General features: G+C 61.1%; 21 protein-coding genes. 5 read left to right on the top strand and 16 right to left on the bottom strand.

Annotated elements, in window-relative coordinates:
- Genes RB216_RS05360 through RB216_RS05340 form a run of 5 tightly spaced genes read right to left on the bottom strand, consistent with a single transcriptional unit; the run spans nucleotide 1 to nucleotide 5081 of the window.
- Complete coding sequence (locus RB216_RS05360; protein ID WP_028619014.1) at nucleotides 1–573, bottom strand: fimbrial protein; 573 nt, start codon at nucleotides 571–573, stop codon at nucleotides 1–3.
- Between the two features lie 21 nt (nucleotides 574–594).
- Nucleotides 595–1353 (bottom strand): fimbria/pilus periplasmic chaperone, encoded by a 759-nt coding sequence (locus RB216_RS05355; protein WP_028619013.1) that lies wholly within the window; start codon nucleotides 1351–1353, stop codon nucleotides 595–597.
- Complete coding sequence (locus tag RB216_RS05350) at nucleotides 1350–3941, bottom strand: outer membrane usher protein (protein WP_164673114.1); 2592 nt, start codon at nucleotides 3939–3941, stop codon at nucleotides 1350–1352. The genes RB216_RS05355 and RB216_RS05350 overlap by 4 nt, the downstream gene beginning before the upstream one ends.
- 19 nt (nucleotides 3942–3960) lie before the next feature.
- Nucleotides 3961–4521, bottom strand: coding sequence for a fimbrial protein (locus RB216_RS05345; RefSeq protein WP_028619012.1), 561 nt, complete (start codon nucleotides 4519–4521; stop codon nucleotides 3961–3963).
- Nucleotides 4522–4571: 50 nt separating this feature from the next.
- Nucleotides 4572–5081 (bottom strand): fimbrial protein, encoded by a 510-nt coding sequence (locus RB216_RS05340; protein ID WP_084651069.1) that lies wholly within the window; start codon nucleotides 5079–5081, stop codon nucleotides 4572–4574.
- A gap of 537 nt (nucleotides 5082–5618) precedes the next feature.
- Here RB216_RS05340 and RB216_RS05335 point away from each other — a divergent pair.
- The gene (locus RB216_RS05335; protein WP_028619010.1) at nucleotides 5619–6140 is read left to right on the top strand and encodes a PadR family transcriptional regulator; all 522 of its coding nucleotides are present in this window, start codon (nucleotides 5619–5621) and stop codon (nucleotides 6138–6140) included.
- On the top strand, nucleotides 6137–6904 hold the full coding sequence (locus tag RB216_RS05330; protein WP_028619009.1) for a siderophore-interacting protein: 768 nt from the start codon (nucleotides 6137–6139) through the stop codon (nucleotides 6902–6904). The genes RB216_RS05335 and RB216_RS05330 overlap by 4 nt, the downstream gene beginning before the upstream one ends.
- A gap of 101 nt (nucleotides 6905–7005) precedes the next feature.
- On the opposite strand, the gene RB216_RS05325 is transcribed toward RB216_RS05330, so the two are convergent.
- A complete protein-coding gene (locus RB216_RS05325; RefSeq protein ID WP_308908390.1) occupies nucleotides 7006–7632 on the bottom strand; it encodes a Pr6Pr family membrane protein in 627 nt (208 codons plus the stop codon).
- A gap of 4 nt (nucleotides 7633–7636) precedes the next feature.
- Complete coding sequence (locus tag RB216_RS05320) at nucleotides 7637–7870, bottom strand: VF530 family protein (RefSeq protein WP_012722427.1); 234 nt, start codon at nucleotides 7868–7870, stop codon at nucleotides 7637–7639.
- A 140-nt stretch (nucleotides 7871–8010) separates the two neighbouring features.
- Between RB216_RS05320 and RB216_RS05315 the strand changes: the two genes are divergently transcribed.
- Both RB216_RS05315 and RB216_RS05310 read left to right on the top strand, forming a co-directional pair.
- The gene (locus RB216_RS05315) at nucleotides 8011–10029 is read left to right on the top strand and encodes a TonB-dependent receptor (RefSeq protein WP_068937007.1); all 2019 of its coding nucleotides are present in this window, start codon (nucleotides 8011–8013) and stop codon (nucleotides 10027–10029) included.
- 429 nt (nucleotides 10030–10458) lie between these two features.
- Nucleotides 10459–12876 carry a glucose/quinate/shikimate family membrane-bound PQQ-dependent dehydrogenase gene (locus tag RB216_RS05310; RefSeq protein WP_122723962.1) on the top strand — a complete coding sequence of 806 codons (2418 nt, stop codon included), beginning with the start codon at nucleotides 10459–10461 and terminating at the stop codon, nucleotides 12874–12876.
- A gap of 95 nt (nucleotides 12877–12971) precedes the next feature.
- Here the strand turns inward: RB216_RS05310 and RB216_RS05305 are convergent, their stop codons facing one another.
- The 9 genes from RB216_RS05305 to RB216_RS05265 all read right to left on the bottom strand — a co-directional run bounded on the left by RB216_RS05305 (nucleotide 12972) and on the right by RB216_RS05265 (nucleotide 24208).
- Nucleotides 12972–15308, bottom strand: coding sequence for a putative bifunctional diguanylate cyclase/phosphodiesterase (locus tag RB216_RS05305; RefSeq protein ID WP_305383717.1), 2337 nt, complete (start codon nucleotides 15306–15308; stop codon nucleotides 12972–12974).
- Nucleotides 15309–16312: 1004 nt separating this feature from the next.
- Entirely contained in the window at nucleotides 16313–17488 is a 1176-nt protein-coding gene (locus tag RB216_RS05300) for an ABC transporter substrate-binding protein (RefSeq protein ID WP_308908389.1), read from the bottom strand.
- On the bottom strand, nucleotides 17485–18459 hold the full coding sequence (locus RB216_RS05295; RefSeq protein WP_028619003.1) for a CobW family GTP-binding protein: 975 nt from the start codon (nucleotides 18457–18459) through the stop codon (nucleotides 17485–17487). Before RB216_RS05295 ends, RB216_RS05300 begins: the two co-directional genes overlap by 4 nt.
- A gap of 87 nt (nucleotides 18460–18546) precedes the next feature.
- Nucleotides 18547–18840 (bottom strand): hypothetical protein, encoded by a 294-nt coding sequence (locus tag RB216_RS05290; protein WP_028619002.1) that lies wholly within the window; start codon nucleotides 18838–18840, stop codon nucleotides 18547–18549.
- A 13-nt stretch (nucleotides 18841–18853) separates the two neighbouring features.
- Nucleotides 18854–19603, bottom strand: coding sequence for an SDR family NAD(P)-dependent oxidoreductase (locus RB216_RS05285; RefSeq protein WP_068934728.1), 750 nt, complete (start codon nucleotides 19601–19603; stop codon nucleotides 18854–18856).
- Between the two features lie 138 nt (nucleotides 19604–19741).
- Nucleotides 19742–20503: an SDR family NAD(P)-dependent oxidoreductase gene (locus tag RB216_RS05280; protein ID WP_068934726.1), complete on the bottom strand. Its 762-nt coding sequence runs from the start codon at nucleotides 20501–20503 to the stop codon at nucleotides 19742–19744.
- Nucleotides 20504–20513: 10 nt separating this feature from the next.
- Nucleotides 20514–21854, bottom strand: a complete 1341-nt coding sequence (locus tag RB216_RS05275; protein ID WP_028618999.1) for an MFS transporter — start codon at nucleotides 21852–21854, stop codon at nucleotides 20514–20516.
- Between the two features lie 141 nt (nucleotides 21855–21995).
- Nucleotides 21996–22874: a polysaccharide deacetylase family protein gene (locus RB216_RS05270; RefSeq protein ID WP_010212857.1), complete on the bottom strand. Its 879-nt coding sequence runs from the start codon at nucleotides 22872–22874 to the stop codon at nucleotides 21996–21998.
- 11 nt (nucleotides 22875–22885) lie between these two features.
- A complete protein-coding gene (locus tag RB216_RS05265; RefSeq protein WP_308908388.1) occupies nucleotides 22886–24208 on the bottom strand; it encodes an amidase in 1323 nt (440 codons plus the stop codon).
- 337 nt (nucleotides 24209–24545) lie between these two features.
- Here RB216_RS05265 and RB216_RS05260 point away from each other — a divergent pair, with 337 nt between their 5' ends.
- The gene (locus tag RB216_RS05260; RefSeq protein WP_308908387.1) at nucleotides 24546–25535 is read left to right on the top strand and encodes a GntR family transcriptional regulator; all 990 of its coding nucleotides are present in this window, start codon (nucleotides 24546–24548) and stop codon (nucleotides 25533–25535) included.
- The last annotated feature ends 76 nt before the right edge of the window (nucleotides 25536–25611 follow it).

The following is a 25611-nucleotide window of genomic DNA, read 5'->3' as shown; positions in this document are numbered from 1 at the left end:
TTACTCATAGTTGAGCCTGAAATCCACCACGGCCCGGTAGGCCCCACTGGTCAACGCGGCTGCGGTGCGTGTGGGCTGTACAAGCCAGGTCTGGGTGTTGCTGCCCAGCGGCAAGAACAACGGTTCGCCCCTTGAACCCAGCTGTACATCGCGCCCCAGTGCATCGGTCAATTGCAGGCCCATCCCGGTCACGCCTTGCACTTTGACCAGGCGTGAATCCTCGTCATCGGCGGGCGCGAAAAAAGCCACCGACAACACCGGTTGAAAGGCACTCCAAGTCAGTCTCCCCGTACGCTCACTGCGGATGCTGCCGGCCGTGCGCTGGCAGTCGGTAAAGCGCAATTGAAACGCCACCGGTTTTGCTTGATCGCCGGGCCGTTGCAACTGGCTGGCCGACACCGCGCCCAGGTCGATCGTTTGATGCAGCGAGGTCATCTCCAGGCTGCACGGCGTTTCATGCATCGCCCCGGTAACGTTCAACCGCCCATTCATGCCCTCGACATCCTCAGCGTGCGCTGGCCCGACAATGGCCAGTAACAGGCCGCCCAAGCCCTTCACAATCTGCAACTTCATGACGTTCTCCAGCAGCAGGGGCTACTTATCAGGCGATACTTGCGCGCTCACGGTGCAAGCGCTTCCGGTGCAGGTGAAAGCCAGCAGCGGGCGTCCACCGTAGTCATTCACGTAGGCGAGGTGAGGGGTGGTGCCGAGTTCCTTGGCCGTTGGCCCCAGGGTCAATGCACCTTTGGGAGGGACCATCAGCGGCTCGAAGCCCGGCACGGTTTTGCCGTCTTTGGTGCTGCGCGCATCCACCAGGGTCACGTAGTAAGGCGTCGGGTTGTTCACCTGATAACGCTCGCCGGCGAGGGTCAGGGTCAGCTTTTGCTGCCAAGGGTTCGACAAGTCTTGCTGGCTCGGCGTGATGGCTTGCGGTCGGTAGAACAACTTGATCCGGGTTTGCAGCGCAATTTGCAGGGTGTTGGCCTTGTCGCTGCGCGGCGGAATTTCCCGCAGATTGAAGTAGAAGACCGTCTCGCGGTCCTGCGGTAACGACTTGGCCGCTGGCAGCGCCTGCACTTTCAGCTGGCTCTGTTTCCCAGGCTCCAGGCGTTGGACCGGTGGCAGCACGATCAAGGGCGAAGTGATTTTTTTGCCCGCTTCATCCTCGATCCAGCCTTGAGCCAAATACGGTAATTGGGTGTTGTTATTGGTGATGTTCACGCTGGTGGCATCTTTGCTGCCATCAAAAATCACGCGGGTACGGTCCAGGCCAACAGCGGCGTTGACGCTCTGGCTCAAGCCAAGGGCCAGCAGCATTAAGGCCTGAAATGAGAGGCGCATGTTCAGCTTCATGAGGATGTGTTCTCCGTGTCGGTAGGCTTCCCGGTCAGCGAGGCTGGTTCAGGTGCAGATTGATCAGTGGCGGCCAGGCGGCAGCCCAGTTGCAGGGCATCGGTCAAGGCGTCGGCCGGCAAAACGACGGGCAGCGTGAGGGTGCATCGCTCGCTTCCTCCCCAACTCACGGTCATCGCTTCGCCCGCCTGAATGCCGCTCAGGTAAACCTGCCCGCCGTCATTCACGATCCCGGTGTCTTGCTGTTTTGTGTTTTTCACCACCGCGCCGAAGGGCGGTGAACTGCCATCCGGCAGGCGCAGCACCGCCATGGCCTTCTCACCGGCAATCACGTCCAGGGAGCGATAACCAATGGCCCCTTCGGTGAGGGTCAGTTGCGTGACGGATTGAGTGGCTTCGACGTTGCTCGGCAAACTTTCCAGGTCGACACTGGCCGCCGTACGCTGGTAACTGCCGATATCGGAAATCACCGCCTTGCCGAAAACGTTGCTGCGCGTCGGCGTGCCGTAACCGCGCACAGGCACATCAGACACACCGCCTGTATCCACCATCAGACGGGTGCCGCCAGTACTGTTGGTTCGATGCAGCGCTCCACCGTAAGGCGTGAGCGTGCCGCCACCGCGAGCCGACGCACTGAGGCTGGTGTAATTACCTTCTTGTTGGCTGACGGTGAGGTTGATGTCGGCGTAGTCGCCGATATGACTCAGGTAACCACTGGCGGACCTATTGCCGGCGCTGAGTTGGTAGCTGTTGCGTTCATCGAGGCGATCGCTGTAGCGCGTTGAAAAACGGTTTTTGCCTGCGCCTCTGCTAGCGTCCATCGACAGCGTGCCGGTGCTGCCCAATGGCAGGCTGACCGTCAGCGCCATGCCGTTGTCCTTGTAGTTGTAATCCAGCGTGCGGTACAGGTTCAGGGACAAGCTCAGGTTCTTTACGGTACCCACATTGAAGTAGCGTGATGCCGACAGGTTCCAGCGTTGAGTGGCGGGCCGCTCCCAATACGTCTGCTTGTTGTAGCTGGCGTAAACGGTGGTGCTCAGGTCACGAAATTGCTTGTTGACCGTCGCGGTATACAGGGCCTTGCTGCCGCCGATCGGTTTCCAGGATCCGTTCACGCCGGGCCCGGCGAGTTCACCGTTGCGCCCATAATGGCGAGCATCGAGGTATTCGCTCATGCTCAAGTAGTTCTTCTCGGAAAACCGGTAACCGGCAAAGGTGACTTGGCTGTCGTACTCTTCAAAGTGCTTGGAGTATTGAAGGCGGTAGGATTTGCCCGAGAGCGTCTCGTTCCACACCGTTGCACGGGACTGAGTGGCATCAAGCGACACCGCACCAAACGCCAACAGGTCACGACCAACCCCGGCCGTCAACGCGCGGTAGTTGTTATCGGTGATACCGCCGCCAAACAGCGACCAGCCATTACTGATGCCCCACGAAAACTCGCCACTGCCGAAGAAGTTGCCATCCGCGCCGTACTGAAGGTTGGACGGTCGCCCCGTCGCCAGTTTGTAACGGACTTGCCCCGGGCGCGTCAGGTAGGGAACGCCTGCGGTATCGACCTGGGAGGTGTGTACCGTGCCGTCCTGCTCTTCGACCCGCACATCCAGCCTGCCGGTGACGGCGTCGTTCAGGTCCTGGATACGAAACGGCCCGGCCGCAACCAGCGTTTCATAGAGCACACGGCCCTGCTGGCTGATGATCACCCTCGCGTTGGTTTTGGCCACCCCGACCACTTCCGGCGCGTAACCGCGCAAGTTGGGCGGCAACTGGCTTTCGTCCGAATTGAGGGCGGCACCGGTAAAGCGGAAGCTGTCAAACAGGTCCGAATACAGGTAGTTTTCGCCCACCACCAAGCGGGCTTTCAGCGCAGGAATGGCGCGATAAGCGTAGTAACGGCTCCACTCCAGCCGCTGAGGACTGGGCGCCGCGTCGCGGCCTTTTTCGACACGTCCCTGCCAATCTGCCCGCAGGCGCCAGGCCCCGGCATTGGCCCCGAGCGTTCCGTTACCCGTGAGGTTGTTACGAGCCTCGTCGTTCTTTCGGTAGCTGGACAGCGCGGTCAGGTTGTAGTCAACGAGCAATCCCGGCACCCCTTCATCCCAACGCGAGGGTGGGTCCCAGTTAATGTCGCTGTACTCGAGGTAAGCTTGGGGCAGGCTGATGCTCAGCGTGGCGGTAGCCAGGTCGCCACTGACCTCCATGCCTGGCAAGCCTTGAGTATCCAGGCACTGCCCGCCTTTCCACCAGGTAAGGCTGGCCGCGCCGGACGCCTTGAGGCCCAACTGTTCCACCAGGCCTGGTGATAAGCAGGCTTGACTGCCTTTGGGATCATTATCCGGTGGATAAAACGCCACCGACTGCTCAGACAGAGGCTGAGTATTGATCTGCACGACCATCGAGTAAGTACCCGGCAGAATGAACCCGCTGCGCGCAAACTGAGACAGGTCAATATTGGAGCGATCACTCAGATCAAGAACGTCGGTATTGAACTCGATATCCCCGGCACCCAATGCCGTACCCGCCAGTGATATCAACCCGCCAAAAAGGCTTGGGCGCAGCGTATTTCTGACCTTCGATGTATTCAACATGCAAGCAGCCCATCAATGTTCAAAAGTATTCCAACTTGAACCGCACTGCGGCGTTGTGTGGCCCGGCTGCCAGCGGTAATCCGTTGCCAACCAGGCGCAGCGTGTAGTGAAGTGTCATATCGCCCGCCACCAACGGAAGCAGCGCCATCGGCACACCCGGGACACTCTCCTGGCCCGCAGCGTCCTCGATATGCAGAGCCACTCCCTGCGAGCTGCCGAAGAGAGCAAACGAGCGCCCTTCTCTGTCGGTAGGCGCATCAAACGTCACACGCATGTGCTGCCAGTCCGGCAGGCTCGCCCCGGGCCGCGAAGGGTCAGGACGCGTCAATGAGCAATTAACCAGACGCAACTGGAAGGGATGGATTTCCCCCCGCCCGCTTCGCAAAAGCCGACCGATGGGCTCGGGGTTCATCTCGATGGCTTGATCGACACTGGCCAGTTCCAGCCCACAGGCTGAGTCGACAACTTCACCTGCGAGCGTGACCACACCCTCGCCTTGCGCAGGCGCCTGGGCGACAGCGCAAGAGCTGATGAGCATCGTCAATGAAGAGGCAATAGCGAGACTTATAACTTTGTTCACCTTTATCTCCCGCCAAGTTCCCCCCACCACCGCAGTGGCGGGGGGAAAACTTACTGATAAGCCAAGGTGAAGTTGGTGACTGCGCTGAATTCACCAGGGACGATTGGCGCGGTCGCGGCGCCTTGTACATAGGCACCGAATTCCAACGTGTTATTACCGGTGGAAATAGCTTGCGGAGTGGTAGCGACACCCAGCTCGATAGGTTTACTGCCATGGGTCATCATAATGCCCACGTTGCCCGCGCCTCCCACCGTACCGATTGCACCGGGAACGGCGCTTGATGGTGTCGCCGTGAAAGTCGTGGTGACTGTGTTATCGGTGAGGCCGCTCAAATCGCACCCTTCAAGCTCGATCAGCACGCGCCGTGCTTCAGACTTGCCGCCCGCTTCCAACTGGTGTTTGGCAATCGCACCAAGGTTGACTGTCTGATCGACAGAGTCAGGCTTGATCGAGCAAGCACCCGAGTGGACCGACCCCACGAACGTCACCGTTCCATCGGCCGCATGAGCAACGGAAGCCGAACCCGCCAGCAACCCGATAGACAACAGCACAGTTTTCATTTTGGTTTTCATTTGCACGTACTCACACAGTATTGAATGTCATAGAGAAACCCTGCCGCAGGAGTGCGTAGGACTCAGTCAGCATCGATCGGGATATAGCGTCTGATTTGATACAGATGAACGTGTGAATCACGCCATTAAGCGCGAAGCAACTTTTCCAACTATTTGTATTGCAAATCAGCATCCGTTCGAGGCGAGGTAAGTTTCCATCTGATACGTTGAGTACGTAAGCCGGGCAATTCAGACAGCGGCGTAGCCTTGTTATACCGAGAGATATAGGAAAAGTATGGCAACTTGCCAAAACTTGAGAAATGCCTGTAAGAATTGAACTACACGAACGTTAGTTGTAAAAACTCAATGTAGAAACAGTATGTAAGAGCTGGATTACACATACTAAAAATCAATAGCGATGATTTGGGACATCCCAACCACACATCAAAGCATGCACGAGCACTGGGAGACCGTCTGTCGAAAGCCCTTGCGTCGAAGATAAGATATATCTTACGTTATATCTAGACACACACAGAGGCTCCTACCATGCGAGACCATCCTCACCCGCGCGACGGTTTTGACCCGCGCTCCGGCCGCGGTCGCGGTCCACGGGTATTTGCGCCCGGCGATTTGAAATTGCTGCTGCCCGCGTTGATCGCCGAACAGCCCTGCCACGGCTATGACTTGATCCGCCAGATCGAAAGCCTGTTCGACGGCGCCTACAGCCCCAGCCCTGGCGTGATTTACCCGACCCTGACGTTCCTCGAAGAAAGCGATTTGATCCAGGGCGACGCCGATGGCGGAAAAAAACGCTACACAATCACCGACGCCGGTCGTCTCTTCATAAGCGAGCAACAGGTCGCCCTGGACGGCGTGCGCATGCGCATCGACGTGAGCAAGCGCTCACTGCGCGGCCATGACCGCCCACCGGAAATCCATGAGGCGGTACATAACGTGCGTCATGCCCTGCACTCGCACCACGGGCGCTGGAGCCCGGAAGAAATCGTTCGTGTCGCGGCGCTGCTCAATCGCACCGCTCAAGCCATTGCCGACGGGAAAGACCAATGAATACTCAAGCCATCCACCGCGTGACCCACGAAATCAAACGCCGCCGCCTGCAAGTGTTGCGGGTGGTCGACATCACACCGCGCATGCGTCGCATCACCCTGGGCGGGCCAGAGCTGGCGGGGTTTGTCAGCCTGGGTGCCGACGATCACATCAAGCTGCTGTTTCCACAGAACGCCGCCGAGCAGGCCGCGCTGGAAAGCCCGGCCTTCACCATCAAGGGCGACGGCCCACAGCCGGCCATGCGCGACTACACGCCACGTCGCTTTGACCTGAGCATCGGTGAGTTGGATATCGACTTCGTGCTGCACGGCGATGGCCCGGCCTCCACGTGGGCCGAGCAGGCAAAGGTCGGCCAGCACCTGTACATCGGCGGGCCACGGGGCTCGATGATCGTGCCGGACATCTTTGACAGCTACCTGCTGATCGGCGATGAAACCGCCCTGCCCGCCATTGCGCGACGCCTGGAAGAACTGCCGGCGGGGCGCAAGGTGCTGGCAGTGCTTGAGATCGCCAATGCGGCTGAAAAGCAGGCACTGAAGAGTGCTGCCGATGTTGAGGTGATCTGGGTGATTCGCGGCCAGGATGATCTGCTGGATACCGTGCAGAAACTGACGCTGCCCAGTGGCTCGCTGTACAGCTTTGTCGCCACCGAGTCCAAGCTGTCACGCCAGGTGCGGCGGCTGTTGCTGGATACCCACAAGGTTAATGAAGAGTTTCTCAAGGCCGTGGGCTACTGGCGTGCCGAGGGCAGCGAAGAAGACTAGGCGCCTCGAACACACTGAAGATCAAATGTGGAAGCTGGCCTGCGATAGCGGTGCATCTGTCGACTGACACTCCGCCATCGCGGGCAAGCCCGGCTCCCACATTAGATTTGTGGTGGTTTCAGAAACCTGTCCAACCCTACTACTGCCAACGCAATCAGTGAAAACCCCACCAATATCCCCCCGGCATTCACAAACACCTGTGGATAACCAAGAGTCCCCACATCAATGAACGGGTATTGATACTGCCCGAGTAAATCCCCGCGCAGCAGCACATAGCCAAAGTACACCAGCGGGTAGATCACCCACCCCGCAACGTGCTTGAGCTGCAAGTTGCCCTTGGGAACGCACCGCCACCAATAGATAAAAAACAGCACCGGCATCACGTCGTGCAGCAATTCGTCGGCAATAAACTGAAAGCCTTCGGGCTGCCACAAATGCCGCAGCAACAGGTTGTAGGCCAGGCTCACCACCACGATGCTCACGGCGACCCCACTGCTGACTTTGGGCTCAAGGAAAAACCGCTTTGCGGCTGAATCGCGGTCGACCCACGCATAGCTCAACACCACCGCCGCCAGGGTGTTGGTCAGCACGGTGAAGAAACTGAAAAAGTTGATCAACCCGCCCAGCAGGCTGGCGCCAGACTCCCAGCGCGAATAAAAAATCAGGTATTGCTGAATCACCAACCCTGCCCAACCAGCCAGCGCCGCAGCTGCCACTAACCGCTTCATGGGTTCAATCCAGCGGGCGTTTGGTGCGCATCAGTTTCACGTACAACCCTTCGACTTTCTCCCGCGCCCACGGAGTTTTGCGCAAGAAGGTCAGGCTCGACTTGATGCTGGGGTCGCTCTTGAAGCAGCGGATATCAATACGCTCGGCAAGGCCTTCCCATTCGTAATGTTCCACCAGGGTGGTGAGGACGTGCTGCAGGGTCACGCCGTGGAGTGGGTCGTTGCTTGTCGCGGTCATGCCAGGCCTTTACAAAAAGTAGAAATACAGCCGGTCACTTTAGCACGAAGAAAAAAGTTCCCGTTCTCAACGAAAAAGAGATGTTATATTGTAACCATACCTTACGAGTCTTTTAGTCGTTTTGCCAAGGAATGTGTCTGATGTCTTTCTCCTCTCTGTGGCGCCTTTCCCCGCTTGCCGCCGCCCTGTTGATCTGCTCCGAAGCCCACGCGCTTGAGCTGCAGCCCCAAGTCATCACCGGCAACCCGCTGGGCAGTGAACAGCTCGCCTCGCCCACCACCGTGCTGGAAGGCGATGACCTGACCCTGCAACAAAAAGGTAGTCTCGGCGAAACCCTGAACAAACAACCGGGCGTGTCGTCTTCGTACTTTGGCCCAGGCGCCAGTCGGCCGATCATCCGTGGCCAGGATGGCGACCGCATTCGCATCCTGCGCAATGGCGTGGGCGCGCTGGATGCGTCGTCGCTGTCTTACGACCACGCAGTGCCACTGGACCCGGTCAACGTCGACCGCATTGAAATCGTGCGCGGCCCGGCGGCGCTGTTGTATGGCGGCAGCGCCATCGGCGGTGTGGTCAACACCTTCGACAACCGCATCCCTACCGAGGCCATCGAAGGCATCCACGGTGCCGGTGAACTGCGCTACGGCGGCGCCGACACCACCCGCAGCAGCGCGGGCAGACTGGAAGCCGGTAACGGCACCTTTGCCTTGCACCTGGACGCCAACGCGCGGGAATTCAATGACCTGAAAATCCCCGGCCAGGCACGCAGTCGGCACGCGCCGGCAACCGAAGACACTCCGGGTAAAAACGCGCGCCTGGGCAACAGTGACGGACGCCAGGACGGCGGGGCCGTGGGCGGTTCCTACACCTGGGACGACGGTTATGCCGGCTTGTCCTACAGCAATTACGACGCGAACTACGGCTCGCCGGCCGAGCAGGACGTGCGTATCCGCATGAAGCAGGATCACTACGCGTTTGCGTCGGAAATCCGAAACCTGCAAGGCCCGTTTACCTCGGTGAAACTCGATGCCGGCTACACCGACTACGAACACCGCGAAATCGAAGGTGGCGAAACCGGCACGATCTTCAAGAACAAAGGCTACGAAGCGCGTGTTGAAGCCCGCCATCAGCCCATCGGCCCGCTCGATGGCGTGGTTGGCGCACAAGTAACCCGCAACGAGTTCTCGGCCCTCGGTGAAGAAGCCTTCGTGCCGCAGACCGACACCACGGCCGGCGCGCTGTTCATCCTCGAAGAAATGCAAGCCACCGAACGCCTGAAACTCAGCCTCGGCGGCCGCCTAGAGCACACCAGCGTCGACCCGGACGCCAAGGGCAACGCACGCTTTGCCGGTGCCGACAAATCCAACGATTTCACCGCCGGCAGCCTGTCTTCCGGTGCGGTCTACACCCTCACGCCGGTCTGGTCCCTGGCCGCGACTCTGGGTTACACCGAACGCGCACCGACCTTCTACGAGCTGTACGCCAACGGCGCCCACGTCGCCACCGGCACCTACGAGCTGGGCGATGCCAACCTGAAGAAAGAAAAAGCCGTGTCCAGCGACCTGGCACTGCGCTTTGACAATGGTACTCACAAGGGCAGCTTCGGCGTGTTCTACAGCCGCTTCTCCAACTACATAGGCCTGCTGGGCAGCGGTCGCACGCTGAACGATGAAGGTGAAGAAGACGCAGGCGGCATCCCTGAGTACAAATACTCCGGCGTGCGCGCACGTTTCGCCGGCTTCGAAGCCCAGGATCACTGGAAACTTGGCGAAAGCGCCTACGGTAAGTTCGCGCTGGAGTTGTCGGGCGACTACACCCGCGCCACCAACCTGGACACCGGCGAAGCGTTGCCGCGTATTGCACCGCTGCGCTTGAACAGCGGTTTGCTGTGGGAACTGGACCGCTGGCAGGCGCGCATTGACGTGGAACATGCAGCGGGCCAAGGCCGAGTGCCGGACAACGAGAGTGGCACCGATGGCTACACCACGTTGGGGGCGAGCGCGGGTTATCACTTCAACATGGGTGGCAGTCAGTGGTTGGCGTTCGTGAACGGTGAAAACCTGACCAACCAGACTGTGCGGTATGCCAGCTCGATCTTGCGCGACATTGCACCGGCGCCGGGTAGAAGTGTGCAGTTCGGCGTTCGAACCACCTTCTAAAAACACCGCAATTCTAACCTGTAGGAGCCGGCTTGCCGGCGATGGCGTCCTTGAAACCGCCATCGCCGGCAAGCCGGCTCCTGCAGGTTTTGCAGGGCCCTTTGCAGCGACGTTCTGTCACTGTTACCAAATCTGAAATGATGCATCTTGCGATTGACGCTTTCTCTCGACGCGCTCTCCCTTTATCCTTGCCGCAACAAACTGAAACGTTTCACGTCCGCGGTCGACCCCATCTTGCCGAATTCCCCCTCCGCCCAAGACAGCGCTGTCTTACACCGACCTGCGCCTGGGGATAAATCGCCCGCCTGTGGATAACCACACTTATCCCCAGAAAAACCGAATTAACGCTGAACCAAGCCCGTGTCGAATCGTCATCTACAGTGAAGAAACACGGGGATACATAATTCCAACGTCACGGAGAAACACACTATGAGCACTGATGGTGCTTCAAGCCCAAGCCGCCTGCTGCCCAGGTTGCTAGGCGTCTTGCTGCTGATCATGGGCCTGGCCTTGCTGGCCGGGGGTATCAAGCTGACGATGCTCGGCGGGTCGCTGTACTACCTGCTGGCCGGTATCGGCATCACCCTGACCGGCATCCTGCTGCTGGCCACCCGCCGCGCCGCGCTGGGCCTGTACGCACTGGTGCTGTTCGCCAGTACCGTGTGGGCCCTGTGGGAAGTCGGCCTGGATTGGTGGCAATTGGTGCCGCGCCTGGCGCTGCTGTTCGCCCTGGGTATCGTCATGCTGCTCCCGTGGTTTCGCCGTCCGTTGCTGCGTGGCCAACCTGCCCCGCTGGGCACTGGCGCGCTGAGCGTGGCCGTGGTGCTGGCGGGTGCTACCGCCCTGGCCAGCCAATTCACCAACCCCGGTGAAATGGTCAAGACCGGCCAACTGGACCGCGACGCAGTCCCTGGCATGGCCAGCGCTGCACCGTCACAAGCTGATGGTGACTGGAACTCCTACGGGCGTTCGGCCTACGGCGATCGCTACTCGCCACTGGCGCAGATCACCCCGGAAAACGCCCACAAGCTGGTGCCGGCGTGGACGTATCGCACCGGTGACATCCCTGGCCCGAACGATCCAGGCGAGACCACCGCAGAAAACACCCCGCTGAAAGTCAACGGCATGCTCTACGTGTGCACGCCGCACAGCCAAGTGATTGCCCTGGACCCGGATACCGGCAAGGAAATCTGGCGCTTCGATCCGAAGATCAGCAGCCAGGGTGCCGAAAACTTCAAGGGCTGGGCACACATGACCTGCCGTGGCGTGTCGTATCACGATGACGCCGCCTACGCTTCCGAGCAGAGCCCGACCGGCAGCGCCAGCCCGGCTGCCGCGCCGAATGCCTGCCCGAAACGCATTTTCGTACCGACCGCCGACACCCGTCTGATCGCTCTGAACGCCGACACCGGCAAGATGTGCGAAGACTTCGGTGACAAAGGCCAGGTCGATCTGCGTGCCAACATCGGCAGCTTCGCCCCAGGCGGTTACTACTCCACCTCGCCACCGGCCGTGACCAAGAACCTGGTGGTCATCGGCGGTCACGTGACCGACAACGTCTCCACCGACGAGCCGAGCGGCGTGATCCGCGCGTTCGACGTGCACACCGGCAAACTGGTGTGGAACTGGGACAGCGGCAACCCGGACGACACCACTCCGTTGGCCGAAGGCAAGACCTACACTCGCAACTCGCCGAACATGTGGTCCATGTTCGCCGTGGATGAAAAACTCGGCATGCTCTACCTGCCGATGGGTAACCAGATGCCCGACCAATACGGCGGCGACCGTACCGACGAATCCGAGAAATACGCCGCCGGCTTGACCGCCCTGGACATCGACAGCGGCCACGTGAAGTGGACCTTCCAGTTCACTCACCACGACCTGTGGGACATGGACGTGGGTGGCCAGCCGTCGCTGATCGACATCAAGACCGCTGAAGGCGTGAAGCAAGCGGTGATGGCGTCGACCAAGCAAGGCAGCATCTACGTGCTGGACCGTGCGACCGGCCAGCCGGTAGTGCCGATCCACGAAGTGGCTGTACCGCAAGGCGCTGTAGCCGGCGACCGCACTTCGCCGACCCAACCGAAGTCCGACCTGAACTTCATGCCACCGCCGCTCAAAGAGCGTGACATGTGGGGCGTGACGCCGTTCGACCAACTGCTGTGCCGCATTGATTTCAAATCCATGCGCTACGACGGTGCTTTCACCCCGCCATCGCTGCAAGGTTCGATCGTTTACCCAGGTAACTTCGGCGTGTTCGACTGGGGTGGCATTTCCGTCGACCCGGTACGCCAGATCGCGTTCGTGAACCCCAGCTACATGGCGTTCAAATCCAAGCTGATCCCGGCCGCCGACATTGCCAAGCAAGGTCCACGCGTCAGCGAAACCGAAGGCGTGCAGCCGAACAAAGGCGCGCCGTACGGTGTGATCCTCGAAGCCATGCTCTCGCCAATGGGCCTGCCGTGCCAGGCGCCGGCGTGGGGTTACGTGGCGGCGGTCGACTTGACCACCCACAAGACCATTTGGATGCACAAGAACGGCACCGTGCGTGACAGCGCGCCGGTTCCGATTCCGCTGACCATGGGCGTGCCTAGCCTGGGCGGCACCTTCACCACGGCCGGTGGCGTGGCGTTCCTCAGCGGTACGCTCGACCAGTACCTGCGTGCCTATGACGTGAAAAACGGCAAGCAACTGTGGGAAGGCCGCCTGCCAGCCGGCGCGCAAACCACCCCGATGACCTACACCGGTAAAGACGGCAAGCAGTACGTGCTGGTCATGGCCGGCGGTCACGGTTCCCTGGGGACCAAGCAGGGTGACTATGTGATGGCGTTCAAACTGCCGGATTAAGATTGACTGGCAGCAAAACAAAGGCGGCTCCCCTCACAGGTAGCCGCCTTTTTTATAACCGTAGGAGCCGGCTTGCCGGCTTCTACGGGGGGGTGTCAGACTGGTGATCGCTCGCGGCGCATCCACATCTCGAACGCCATCGCGTTCAACGGCCGGCTGATCAGGTAGCCCTGGGCGGTGTCGCAATTCCACTGTTTGAGCAGCTTGAGGCTAGGGGCGAATTCCACGCCCTCGGCGACGACCTTGAGCCCGAGGTTGTGGCTCATTTCAATGGTGGAGCGCACGATCACCCCGTCGCCACTGGTGCTATCGAGGTTGCGTATGAAGGATTGGTCGATCTTCAATTCCTGCACCGGCAGGCGCTGCAATTGTGCCAGGGATGAATAGCCAGTCCCGAAGTCATCCACCGACAAACTGATACCGCAGTCGCGCAACTGCTCCAACACACTGAGAGCCTGTTGCGGGTTGTGCATGATCGCGCTTTCGGTGATCTCGAAAATCAATTGCTCGGCCTCAACCTGATATTGCATCAACAGCGCAGTCACGCGAATCGCCAGGTCATCATCAGCCAAATCATCCACCGAGATATTTACCGACAGCTGGATCAACATGCCGCGCCGCGCCCACTCGGCGATCTGGCGGATGGCTTCTTCGATCACCCACAGGGTCAGGCTGCCCATGCTGCCGGTGCGCTCGGCCAAGGGGATGAACTCTGCCGGAGACACCTGGCCCAAGGTCGGATGTTGCCAGCGCAACAAGGCTTCGGCCTGGCGTACATAGCCGTGCTTGAGGTCGAGTTTGGGCTGGTAGCACAGGAACAACTCACCCTCGATGGCAGCACGGCGCAGGTCGCGGATCAGGGTGATCTGGCGTTGGTGGGCCAGGTCGCGGTCCTGCTGGTAGATCTGCAAATGCCCCGGCAGGCTGGCCGCGTCATGCCGAGCGATGGCGGCGCGGCTGATCAACTCTTCCACTTGCTGGCCGTCGGCCGGGTAGGCAGCGATGCCGATGCTCACTTCGTGGCGCAACTCGTCGTTGCCAATGCGTTGGGGTTCGGTGAGCAACGCGTAGAGGCGGTCGGCGCGGGCCACGGCGCGGTCGACCTCGGTGTTTTCCAGCAACAGCAAAAACTCACTGCCGGCGATGCGCGCCGCCGTATCACTGGCCAACAGGCTCATGGACAGGCAGCGGCTGGCTTCGCGCAGCATCTCTTCGACGCCCTCGGGGCCGAAGCCTTCGTTGATCACGCGGTAATTTTCGATGCCGACGTACAACAACACCACCGGCCGCCGCGCACTGATCGCACTGCCCAGTCGCTCCATGACCAGGGCGCGATTGGGCAGGCCGGTCAATGGGTCATGCAGGGCGTTATGCGCCAACTGCCGCTCGCGCACGGCGATGCCGCTTTGCATGGCATTGAAGGCGCGGGCCAGCAAGCCGAATTCATCATGGCTGCGCACCCGCACCGGCGTGCGGTAATCACCGGCACCGATACGCTCGGCCGCCTGCACCAGGGCATTGAGCGGGCGCGATACTCGTCGCGCCAGAAACAGCGCACCGGCCAACGACACCAGCAGCACCGCCAGGGCAATCCCGAGGAACTGCCGGTCCAGCGGCGCAAAGGATTCCAGGGCATGGTCGAGTGGGCTTTGCAGCAGCACCCGCACTTCATCGCCATCGCCGGTATTGGCCAGCGGCAACACCTGGCTGAGCACACGCTGGCCATAGAACAAATGGATTTTCGGCTCGGGGTCGACATGTCCTTCGCGCAGCAGGCTGAGGGTGGCAGCCTGATAAGCATCCGGTTGAGTGCTGTACAACTGGCCGGGCGTGCCGTTTTGCACGCTGAGGAACGACACCTCCAGATTGCTCATGGATCGCAGTTCATTGGCGAACAGCTTGTCCATGGGAAAGCCCATGACGATGCGCGCGATGGGCAACTCGTCGATCACTTCATCCTGTACCAGCAGATACGGCCGCCCATCCAGGGCCACGATCAGCATCTGCAAGCCCGAACGCCGGGCATGGCGCAGGGCGTCGTCATAGGGAAAAAGCTGGCCGCGCGTGAGGATCGGCAAGGTGCTGACCATGACCTTGCCATCCAGGCCCAGCACAAACACTTCGCTGGAACGGATGCCCGTGCCGTGGCGACGTAACGCGGCGAGAATCGGCACCGTCTTGGATTCGGCCACGGCTTGTTTGAACGGGAGGTCGACGGTCAGCCAGTCGAGGCCGTACTGCAGGCGACGCCCGCGCAGGTCGATCAAGCGCTCGAACACTTGGCTGCCGGTTTGCAGTTGGACTTGCGCCTGGTTTTCCACGGCGCGGGTGGTGGCGGTCTTGACGGCGAAATAGGTGGCGCCGACCACTACCAGCAGTAACAGCGCCAGCACCCCGGCGATACGGGTTTGGAACGTGTGGCGCCACCTCATTGCAGTGCCCTCTGGCAGCGTTCGCCTCTCTCTGCCACTACGTCCCTTTGTCATGTGCATTCCCTGCGACTGCTGACCTGGCGTCAAAAAAATATCCATTTTGATTGAATATTGGGTGTTAGGAGATTAGCTGGGACTTTGGTTAAGTGCACCCAATAAAACCGGGGAATTTCGTGGCGGTTTTTTGGCGACAATGGGTTGGCTGGGGGGGGGGGTTGAGTTGGGTACATATCCGTTATTTGGGTAACGGCCACTTTGGGTTCCGCCCTTACGGCGGCTCACTTTGGAAAAGCCCCAAAGTAAGCAAAGGGCTCTTGCCCCAACACTCGGCACCTCGCCTAGGCTCGGTGTGCCCGTAATCCGACAGGGATTTGGGGGGCCGCCGCCACGCGCCATCCATGGCGCGGGGCGGCTAAACCGGCATCCCTGCCGGTTTACCCCCCAAATCCCTGCCGAATTCCGGCCAGCGTGTTTGACGGGGCGCCTAAGATCAAGATCAAAAGCAAAAGCACAGCGGCCTGACAGCCGGCTTGAGTGGTGTGAAGCAAAGGCAAAGGCGGTCCTGTAGTAGCCGGCTTGCCGGCGATGGTCTTCAACGATGACGCGGGGGAACCAGACAAACGCGACGGTCTCACGTTTTTCGCCGGCAAGAACTAGGCGTCCCCCCGGCTCCTACACGGGACCGCGTATCTACGATGCGAAGCGAGTCGCTCTTGATCTTGATCTGAGGCGCCCCGTCAAACACGCTGGCCGAACGCAGGCTTGAATCCGTGGGTAACCCGGCAGGACGCCGGGTTAGCCGCGCTGGGCCAAGGATGGCCCATCGCGGCGGCCCACGGATTCAAGCCGGAGTGAGGGCACACCGAGCCTAGGCGAGGTGCCGAGTGTTGGGGCGAAGCGTTTTTGGTTACTTTTTGCGCTTTTCAAAAAGTGACCCGCTGTAAGAGCGGAACCAATACCAGCCGTGACCGCAGCAACGGATATGTACTCAATCAAGAAATCAATCAAACACACCGAGCCCGCATAAAATCCCCCCACCTGCGCACCAAATAATTATGCTCATCCATCACCGAATTCCACACCGCAATATGCCCCATACGCGCCTCATAAGACCCCCCATCCCGCACCTCACCCACATCAATCAAAGGCAACCCATCACTCCCCAGCAACTCCTCCCGAGCAGGCTTGCCGGCATACCAGTAATCCCACTCCGCACTGCTCAAGTGATCTCGACTACGCGCCGGATTGCCAATGTAATACCCCTGGCGCGCCATCACCGCCCCGGGCCACCCCGACAACCACCAATTCAAATACGCGTAAGCCGCATCCAGCACCGGCCCCTTGGCATGCCGCGATAACGACAACCCCCCAAACCACGCGCGATACCCTTCACGCGGCACCGCCAGGCGGTATTTCACCCCGGCGCGATGCAGGCGCATCAAGGTCGGCGACCACAGGCTCTGGATATCGATGCTAGGGCTAAGCATCAATTGCGCCGCCTCTTCATCATCAGACCAGAACGCCGCAAAGTGCCCCTCCTTCTGCTTGCGCACCAGAATGTCAGCCAGCACGTCGATCTCTTCGATGCTCATATTGCCGATGTCCCTGAAACTGGCCAGCCCAGCGCCCTGCACCGCCAATGCAGCATCCAACGCACCAATCGCCGCGTCACTCTGCAAAGCCGTGCGCGCACGCCAGGCGGGGTCCAATAGCCAGCCCCAGCTTTCGTTACCGTGGCAAAAACCTTCGGGCAACCGTTCGGGCCGATAGGCGAAACTGTCGGCGTTGTGGGTCAGGGGCAACATGCTGATGCGATCGGTGACCGTGCTGCCAAGGCTCCCATCGTGCTGCACGAACAAGCGTTCGCTGGGCACACTGCCGCTGCCCAGGCGGTCATCGGGCGACAGGCGCCCACGCCTGGGCAGGTCATTGATCTCGTGCCACAGCGCAATACGCCGGGTGTCGATGGGCTGGATCGCCCGGGCCGGCCACACGAAGTCGACGTTGTGGAACCATTGGTCGTACAGGTCGTAGCTGTCGGGTTGCATCACCGCAATGCGCTGGGCCTGCTCGACATCGTGCACCTGGTAGACCAGGCGAATACCCAGTTCCTGCTCGGCGCGTACGCGCAGGCATTCAAGCAAGGTGACGGAGGTGCCGAGGACGCGCAGAGTAATCATGCCGCGAACCGCCGCGAGAACACTTCAAACGAGCGCCTTAACAGCGCAGGGTCAAGCCCGCGCAGGATAAACACCAGGCGCGATTGCCGGTCGCTGCCCGGCCACGCAGGCAGGTGCACCGGCGCATGCAGGCAATGCTGCACACCATGAATGACGATGGGAGCGTTACTGGCGTTCACGTTGAGCAGCCCTTTGACACGGAGGATTCGTTCGCCGTGGCATCTTAACAGCATCGACAACCACACCCCGAAACCCACCCAGTCCAGAGGCTGGTCGAAAGTCAGGCTGCACACTTGGGCCGCGCCGTGGGTGGTGGCGGCGGTGCGATGCAGTTGCCAGCGACTGACTTCCACGGCAGGTTCGGCGCTGCGCAAGCCTTCGCCGAGCAGCAGTTGATCGCCGCTGTGGATGTCATGGGTATCGAGGATCGGCGTACCGGCATTCAGCGCGTGCAAGTGAGCGCGTAACGCCGTGCAATCGCCAGCCAGGTCGGTCTTGCTCAGCAGCAAGCGATCCGCTGCGGCCACCTGGGCCAGCCATTCCGGGTGCAGGCGTTCTTGCAGAGTGGCGTGGCTGGCGTCGACCAGGGTGATCACCAGGCCGATATGGAAGCGCCCGCGCAATTGCACGTCGTTGTTCAGGGTGGCAAGGATAGGCGCCGGGTCGGCCAGGCCGGTGGTCTCCAGAATGACGCGCTTGAACGCCGGGACTTCACCGCGCTCGCGGCGCTGCAACAGGCCGAGCAGCGCGTCTTTCAACTCGCCGCGAATCGAACAGCACACGCATCCGCTGGGCAGCAGCACGGTGTCCGGTGCTACCTCTTCCACCAGCAGATGGTCGATGCCGACATCACCGAATTCGTTGATCAGCAGCGCGGTGTCGCCCAGGCTTTCACCCTGCAGCAGGCGCTTGAGCAAGGTGGTCTTGCCGCTGCCAAGGAAGCCGGTGATCACATTCAGAGCCATGCTCATTGTTTACTACCTCAATGATGCCCCTGTAGGAGCCTGACTTGCCGGCGATGGCGTCCTTCAGAATGCCATCGCCGGCAAGCCGGGCTCCTACAAGTCCAGGTGATCCAGCAAGTGGGGGTCGAGGGGGTCAAGCGGACGGCCGAGCATGGTCTCGGCCGCCTGCCAGAGTTGATCCAGGCCGCTGGCCAGTGCCTGCTTACCGGTGGCGCCCAACAGCAGATACGACGCGCCCTGGAAGTCTTCGACCTTAAGCCGGAACACCGCCAGCACCTGATTGATAGCGGCGATTCGGCGCAGGCGTTCGCGGCGTCGGGGCAGTTCGTCGCCCAAAGGATCGCTCCAGTGCAGGTCTTCGCCGAGCAATCCGCAGAGTCCGCACATGGCTATACCCCACTCATGGCATAACGTCGCCAGAGTTCGGGCCCAGTGTCTGGCCGACGAACAGGTTGCCACCGGGCTCGCTGGCCAGCAGCACCGCCGTTGGTGCAACTTCATCCGCCAGACCGAAGCGCCCCAGAGGCAATTCCTTGGCCTTGGCGCGTTTCCAGTCGTCGCTGATACCGCCCACCAACGGCGTCTCGATCGGACCTGGCGCGATGGCGTTGACCAGCACATTGTCCTTGGCCACTTCCAGGGCCAGGGACTTGGTGAAACCGATCACCCCGGCCTTGGCGGCGGCGTAATGGGTCAGCTCGGCGCCGCCCTTGATGCCCAATTGCGAGGCGACGTTGATGATCCGCCCCCAACGCTGCGCGAGCATGTGCGGCAAGGCGCGCTGGCTGGCGACGAACACACTGGTGAGGTCGACACGCAGCATGTCGTTCCACATCTCGATGGACAGGTCGACACAGCGCGCCTGGGTGAGCATGCCTGCATTGTTGACCAGGATATCGATGCCGCCGAAGTGTTCGACGCAACGGTCGACACTGGCCTGCGCACCTTCGACGGTGCCGACGTCCGCCAAGCATTCGAACACCTCGGCACCGAGGTTGCGGCAGGTGATCGCTGTTTCCGCGAGGCTGGCGGCGTTACGGTCGGCCAGCACCAGGCGGGCGCCTTCAGCGGCGTAGGCACGGGCGATGGCGGCACCGATGCCGCTGCCGGCGCCGGTGATCACAGCACGGCGATTAGGAAGTTGAGGCATGTAATGCTCCTGAATCAAACACAGGTTCAATGTGGGAGCGGGCTTGCTCGCGAATGCGGTGGGTCAGTCACAATAGATTTATCTGACCCAACGCTTTCGCGAGCAAGCCCGCTCCCACATTTGGAATGAGTACACCGGTTAGTCCGGCCAGCGGACGGTAAGGCCGCCGTCGATGACGATGCTTTGCCCGGTCAGGTAGCTCGACGCGTCACTGGTCAAAAACTGCACCAGCGACGCCACCTCATCCGCCCGCCCTACCCGGCCCAATGGAATCGCGCGCGCCGCTTTGGCCAGGCCCTCCGGCCCCAACGAGTTCTTCGCATCCAGCGACTGCGGCGTCTCGATCAACCCAGGGATCACTGCATTGCAACGAATGCCCTTGGCCGCCAACTCCACCGCCAGCGAACGGCACAACCCCGGCACGCCGGCCTTGGCCGCCGCGTAATGGCTGTGCTCCTGCCAGCCATACACGCCGCCGGCAATCGACGAAATCGCCACCAGGGCGCCGCCAGCATGCATATGCCGGGTCGCCGCGCGGAAGGTGCGCATCACCCCCGTGAGGTCGACATTAAGCATCTCGTCCCACAGCGCGTCGGTCATCTCCAGCAACGGTGCGCGGCGCAGCAGGCCGGCGTTGGCCACGGCGTAATCGAGTCGGCCGAAATGCTGGATAGCTTGCGCCGCCAGCGCGTCCACCGAAGCGGTGTCACCCACGTCCAATGGCAACATCCGGCACTCGCCACCCGCCTCTTCCACCCGGCTGACGGTGGTCTGCGGGTCATGGGGATCGGCCGGGTAATACCCGCCCACCACCGCCACGCCATTACGGGCATAGGCCACGGCGAGGGCTTGGCCGATGCCGCTGGCAGCACCGGTAATCAAGGCAACTTTACGGCTCATCAAACACTCCTTACTGAACGGTTTCCGGACGCACATGGCGTGCGGCAAACATCAAGGCGCCGGACAGGAAGCACGGCAGCGCACCAAACCACAGCGCGGCGGTCTGCCAGTCGCTGCCGGCGGACAACACCTGGGTCGCGCCAAAACCTGCGACCACCGCGCCGATCGGGCCCATGGCGTGGATGATTGCGCCACCGGTGGCGCGGATGCTGGTGGGGAAACTCTCACTGATAAAGAACAACGCCGCCGAGTACGGCCCGATCAGGAAGAACAAGCCCAGGCTGTATAGCCCGACCACCATCGGCATATTGCTCGGGCCAAACAGCATCCCGGCGAACGACAGGCCGCCAAGCATCCAACCCAGGCCGATCACGTTGCGACGGCCGATCTTGTCGCCCATCCAGCCGTGGCTGAGGTAACCGCAATAGCCCACCAGGTTCGACAGCACGAGGATGATCAGCGAGTTCTCGAACGAGATGTGGTGCACGCTGATGATCACCGAGGTACCGAGTACGCTGAACACCTGGATCGCCGCCCAGTTGAGCAGCAGTGCCGCGCCGATCACTAATGTGGCGCGCCGCGCCGGGCCACGGAACGCAGCTTTTAGGCCGGCCTTGCTGTGTTCGTCGTAGTCCACGCCGTAGGTCATGGCGACGTTTTGCGCTTCTGTCACTGCACCGCTTTTACGCAATTGGCTGATGCGCTGGTGGATCTGGAACTGCGGGCTCTCCTTGAGCTTGCGCGCCATGATCGCGATGACGATGGCCGGGATCGCGGCGAAGATGAAGCAGCCCTGCCAGCCAATGATCGGCAGCAACAGCGCGGTCAAACCGGCGGCAATCAAAGCACCTACCGGCCAGCCGCCTTGCACCAGGCTGTAGATAAAACCACGGCGTTTGGTCAGGCGCGGATCTTGCGAAGCGCCATACAACTCACTCAAGTAAGTGGCGTTGACGGTTTCTTCGGCATAACCCAAACCACCCAATGAACGGATCAGGATCAGCGGCGACTTGCCCCACGCGCCGCCAATCGCAGTCAGCGCCGAGCACAGCGCGGAACCTGCCACCGTGAAGATGATGCCGGTGCGGCGCCCCAATTTGTCCACCACAGGGCCAATGGCAAACGCCACCACTGCCGTGCCCACCGCCACCCACGTCGCGATTTCAGCTTGCTCCACTTCACCCCAACCAAAATGCCGGCCGATCTCCGGCAGCAAAGTGCCGAAGAGGATGAAGTCATACACCGCAAATACCCAGGCGAAAAACGCGATCCAGGTGGCGAAACGCACCTCCTTGGAAGTCAGTTGCCGGGGTTTCCAGCCAGTCAGGTCAAGCTTGTTGTAGATGGACATGGGTCGCGCCTCAAGGGTTTGTGGCCCCTCTGTAGGAGCGAGCTTGCTCGCGAAGAACGCATAGACACCGCGTTCACCCAGAATGCCCGCGTTATCGTTGACGATTTTCGCGGGCAAGCCCGCTCCTACAGGGTGGGGGTATCAGGTACGGGGTTGGCGGCGGATGAAGTCGTCGGCGATTTCGTCGAAGGTGACGAAGCGCACGCCGGCATGGCTCTGGATGTGTTCGATCAGGCGCTCAAGCATCAGCAGCACTTGCGGGCGGCCGGAGACGTCGGGGTGGATGGTCATGGTGAACACCGCGTGTTCGTGTTCGCGGTAGACCCAGTCGAACTGGTCGCGCCACATTTCTTCAAGGTGACGCGGGTTGACGAAGCCATGGCTGTTGGGGGCTTTCTTGATGAACATCATCGGCGGCAGGTCGTCCAGGTACCAGTTGGCCGGGATCTCCACCAGATCGGTTTCTTCGCCGCGTACCAGCGGTTTCATCCAGGTGTCGGGATGCTGGCTGTAGTCGATCTTGGTCCAGCTGTCGCCCTTACGCACGTAGTAGGGGTGGAAGTCGTTGTGCATCAGGCTGTGGTCGTACTTGATGCCTTTTTTCAGCAGCAGTTCGTTGGTGACCTTGCTGAATTCCCACCACGGCGCTACGTAACCCGTCGGGCGTTTGCCGGTGACCTGGGTGATCAGCTCGATGGATTTATCCAGGACGATTTCTTCCTGCTCGGCGGTCATGGCGATGGGGTTTTCGTGGCTGTAGCCGTGCACACCAATTTCGTGACCGGCGTCGGCCACGGCCTTCATCTGCTCGGGGAAGGTTTCCATCGAGTGGCCGGGGATAAACCAGGTGGTACGCAGGCCGTAGCGTTCAAACAGCTTGAGCAGGCGCGGTGCGCCGACTTCACCGGCGAACAGGCCACGGGAGATATCGTCCGGCGAATCTTCGCCGCCATAGGAACCGAGCCAGCCGGCGACGGCGTCAACGTCGACGCCGAATGCACAGAGGATGTCTTTAGCCATGATGTGTCTCCTTAAATAGTGAGTACGGATTCGACGGACAACGCTGCGCGCAGCAGGCGAGCGTCTTCCCCCGTCGGGGCGCTGAGCAGCAGCCCGGTGGGCAGGCCCTGGGCATCGCGGCCGCTGGGCAGGGTCACGCCGGGCATGTCGAGCAAACTGCCGGGCATGGTCAGGCGCAGGGTGGCGAGGTTGGTTTTCACAAACAGGTCGTCGTCGGCTTCCAGCGGCGCCAACGCCGGGGCGACGTGGGCAACGGTCGGGGTGATCAGGAGGGCGCCGTCGAGGTCGTCGACCAGTTGCTGTTGCAGGCGGCGGCGGGCGTCGACCAGGTGCAAAAGCTGGCTGGCCGGCAGCGTGCGCGCGGCTTCGAGGCGGCGACGTACACGCGGGTCGAGTTGTTCCGCGTCGGGGCTGTCGAGCAAGGCTTCGTGCAGGGCAAAGGCTTCGAAGGAACCGAGCCAGCCGTGGTGTTTGATCAGGTCCAGGGTGGCCTGGAAGGTCGGGCATTCACGCTCCTCGATCAGCGCGCCGTGGGCCTTGAGTTGCTCAACGGCGCGCAGCAGATTGTTGCGCACGGCGGGTTCTACGTCTTGTTGCGACAGCACAAAACGCTGGCCCTTGAGGCTGCGAGCGGTGTGGGTTTGAATGCGGCCGTGCAGCAGATCGTCGATGGCCAGGGCATCACGCACGCTGCGAGTCAGCGGGCCGAGGCTGTCGAGGGTGTGCGCCAGGGGGAACACACCGTCGCGGCTGTAGCGTCGGCTGCTGCTGCGGTAACCCACCAGGCCGTTGAACGCCGATGGGATGCGGATCGAACCGGCGGTGTCGGTGCCCATGGCGATGGGCACGACTCCGGCAGCAACGGCCACCGCTGAACCGGACGACGAACCACCTGGAATGCGTGGTTGGTCAGTGCCAAAGGGATTGTGCGGCGTGCCGAAATGCGGGTTCAGGCCCAGGCCGGAGTAGGCCAGCTCGCTGAGGTTGGTTTTGCCCACGCTGACCATCCCGGCGCGGCACAGCAGGCCCACGCTCGGTGCGTCGAGCAACGCAGCGGGCGCGTTGCGGCGGTAAGCGGCGCCCGCAGTGGTGATGCTGCCGGCCACATCGAACAGATCCTTCCAGGCCAATGGCACACCATCTAATCCGCTCAACGGCTGGCCTGCGCGCCAACGGGCGGCAGAGGCTTCGGCTTCGCGGCGCGCACGCTCGGCGGTCAGGTTGATAAAGACTGCCGGGGCCCGGCTCGCCTTTTCGAGTGCCTGCTCAAGGGCTTGCACGGGGTCGCTGCGACCGCTGGCGAAATCCTCGGCCATTGAAGTGGCGTCTGACATCAAGGTGCCCCTCACAAAATGTACTTATTAATAAAATGTACATTTTACAGAGGCAGCTTTCGTGCCAGTCTTTCTGAGACAACGTTTACGCAATCGGAGGATTTCGCCCAGAGCTACGGGATAGATGGCGTTAACCAGTCAGAAAAAATCTTGCAAGGCCGCAGGAAAGCGCCTTCAATGAAATAATGTATCTTTTATTAATAAATACATTTTGGTGCAGAAAAGTAACATTCCCCCATTCCGAGCCCCACAAAGGTGCCGCCGCTGTGGCGCAGGGTGACAGGCGCAACTTATGAGAGAATCCCCGGCCACCGTCCCACAAGCCCCAGAGAAAGCGATGAAAGCAGCGTCCGCCCCGGCCTCCCGTTACGCGATGATTCACCAGGTATTGCGTGATGCGATCGTCAACGGCACCGCGCGCCACGGCCTGGTCTTGTTGGAAGCGCCGTTGGCCGAATTGTTCGGCACCAGCCGTGTGCCGGTGCGCCGAGCACTGGACCTGTTGCATGAGGAAGGGCTGATTTGCCGCTTCAACGGCCGGGGCTACCTGATCAACCCCGACGGCCTGGCGGTGGAGCCGCTGCGCCTGCCCTTGAGCCATGCGCACCTGGGCCTCAACGGCGAAGATGAGTTGGTGGACACGCGGCCGCTGGGCGAGCGCATCGTCGAAGAGATCGGCGCGGCGCTGTCCACCTGCATCGCTTTCGGCCATTACCGCCTGGACGAACAGGCCGCCGCCGACCACTACGGCGTCAGCCGCGCGGTGGTGCGTGAAGCGCTGATGCGCCTGCGTGACCGAGGCCTAGTGGAAAAAGAGCCCTACTCCCAATGGCTGGCCGGCCCCTTGACCGCCCGTGAAGTCACCGAAGACTACGAGCTGCGCGCCTGCCTGGAGCCCGAAGCCTTGCGCCAAAGCGCCCCAAACCTCGACCGCCAATTGCTGGAAGCGATGTTGCAACGCGTGCTGGACGCTCAGGACAGCCCCCACTGCAGCCTGGATGCCATCGAACAGATCGAGGAGGACTTGCACCAGCGCTGTCTCGCCGGCCTGCAGAACCGCAAGATCGCGGCGCTGATCCGCCAAGGACAAAGCCCTATGATCATCAGCCGGATTTTTTACCGTTTGCTGGGGATCGGCGCCGATCCGGCCATGCTGGCCGAACATCGCCTGATTCTGGAATTGCTGCTGCACGGCGCATTTGATGCGGCGGCGTTGAACCTGCGTGAGCATCTGCAACGCGCACGGCAGCGCATGCTGCAACGGTTGAAAGTGTTGTCCGTGCTGCCAGAACAGCCATTGCCGAGCTATCTGCACAAGATCAGCTGAATTCATGCAATTTGTTGCTAACTTCACGCGACCATTGAAACCACCGCTACCCCGCCCCATCTAACCTGCATACTTC

It is taken from the genome of Pseudomonas canadensis (assembly GCF_030980095.1).
GTDB classification, from domain to species: Bacteria; Pseudomonadota; Gammaproteobacteria; order Pseudomonadales; family Pseudomonadaceae; genus Aquipseudomonas; species Aquipseudomonas canadensis.
This window is presented reverse-complemented; position numbering and strand designations above follow the sequence as displayed.

What these genes read in the sequence shown, in the direction of transcription:
- RB216_RS05355 (WP_028619013.1), bottom strand. Translation starts at nt 1,353, where the DNA reads ATGAAGCTGAACATGCGCCTCTCATTTCAGGCCTTAATGCTGCTGGCC.
- RB216_RS05290 (WP_028619002.1), bottom strand. Translation starts at nt 18,840, where the DNA reads ATGTGCGGACTCTGCGGATTGCTCGGCGAAGACCTGCACTGGAGCGAT.
- RB216_RS05340 (WP_084651069.1), bottom strand. Translation starts at nt 5,081, where the DNA reads ATGAAAACTGTGCTGTTGTCTATCGGGTTGCTGGCGGGTTCGGCTTCC.
- RB216_RS05280 (WP_068934726.1), bottom strand. Translation starts at nt 20,503, where the DNA reads ATGAGCCGTAAAGTTGCCTTGATTACCGGTGCTGCCAGCGGCATCGGC.
- RB216_RS05275 (WP_028618999.1), bottom strand. Translation starts at nt 21,854, where the DNA reads ATGTCCATCTACAACAAGCTTGACCTGACTGGCTGGAAACCCCGGCAA.
- RB216_RS05265 (WP_308908388.1), bottom strand. Translation starts at nt 24,208, where the DNA reads ATGTCAGACGCCACTTCAATGGCCGAGGATTTCGCCAGCGGTCGCAGC.
- RB216_RS05350 (WP_164673114.1), bottom strand. Translation starts at nt 3,941, where the DNA reads ATGTTGAATACATCGAAGGTCAGAAATACGCTGCGCCCAAGCCTTTTT.
- RB216_RS05305 (WP_305383717.1), bottom strand. Translation starts at nt 15,308, where the DNA reads ATGAGGTGGCGCCACACGTTCCAAACCCGTATCGCCGGGGTGCTGGCG.
- RB216_RS05285 (WP_068934728.1), bottom strand. Translation starts at nt 19,603, where the DNA reads ATGCCTCAACTTCCTAATCGCCGTGCTGTGATCACCGGCGCCGGCAGC.
- RB216_RS05325 (WP_308908390.1), bottom strand. Translation starts at nt 7,632, where the DNA reads ATGAAGCGGTTAGTGGCAGCTGCGGCGCTGGCTGGTTGGGCAGGGTTG.
- RB216_RS05315 (WP_068937007.1), top strand. Translation starts at nt 8,011, where the DNA reads ATGTCTTTCTCCTCTCTGTGGCGCCTTTCCCCGCTTGCCGCCGCCCTG.
- RB216_RS05310 (WP_122723962.1), top strand. Translation starts at nt 10,459, where the DNA reads ATGAGCACTGATGGTGCTTCAAGCCCAAGCCGCCTGCTGCCCAGGTTG.
- RB216_RS05360 (WP_028619014.1), bottom strand. Translation starts at nt 573, where the DNA reads ATGAAGTTGCAGATTGTGAAGGGCTTGGGCGGCCTGTTACTGGCCATT.
- RB216_RS05330 (WP_028619009.1), top strand. Translation starts at nt 6,137, where the DNA reads ATGAATACTCAAGCCATCCACCGCGTGACCCACGAAATCAAACGCCGC.
- RB216_RS05300 (WP_308908389.1), bottom strand. Translation starts at nt 17,488, where the DNA reads ATGATTACTCTGCGCGTCCTCGGCACCTCCGTCACCTTGCTTGAATGC.
- RB216_RS05260 (WP_308908387.1), top strand. Translation starts at nt 24,546, where the DNA reads ATGAAAGCAGCGTCCGCCCCGGCCTCCCGTTACGCGATGATTCACCAG.
- RB216_RS05320 (WP_012722427.1), bottom strand. Translation starts at nt 7,870, where the DNA reads ATGACCGCGACAAGCAACGACCCACTCCACGGCGTGACCCTGCAGCAC.
- RB216_RS05295 (WP_028619003.1), bottom strand. Translation starts at nt 18,459, where the DNA reads ATGAGCATGGCTCTGAATGTGATCACCGGCTTCCTTGGCAGCGGCAAG.
- RB216_RS05335 (WP_028619010.1), top strand. Translation starts at nt 5,619, where the DNA reads ATGCGAGACCATCCTCACCCGCGCGACGGTTTTGACCCGCGCTCCGGC.
- RB216_RS05270 (WP_010212857.1), bottom strand. Translation starts at nt 22,874, where the DNA reads ATGGCTAAAGACATCCTCTGTGCATTCGGCGTCGACGTTGACGCCGTC.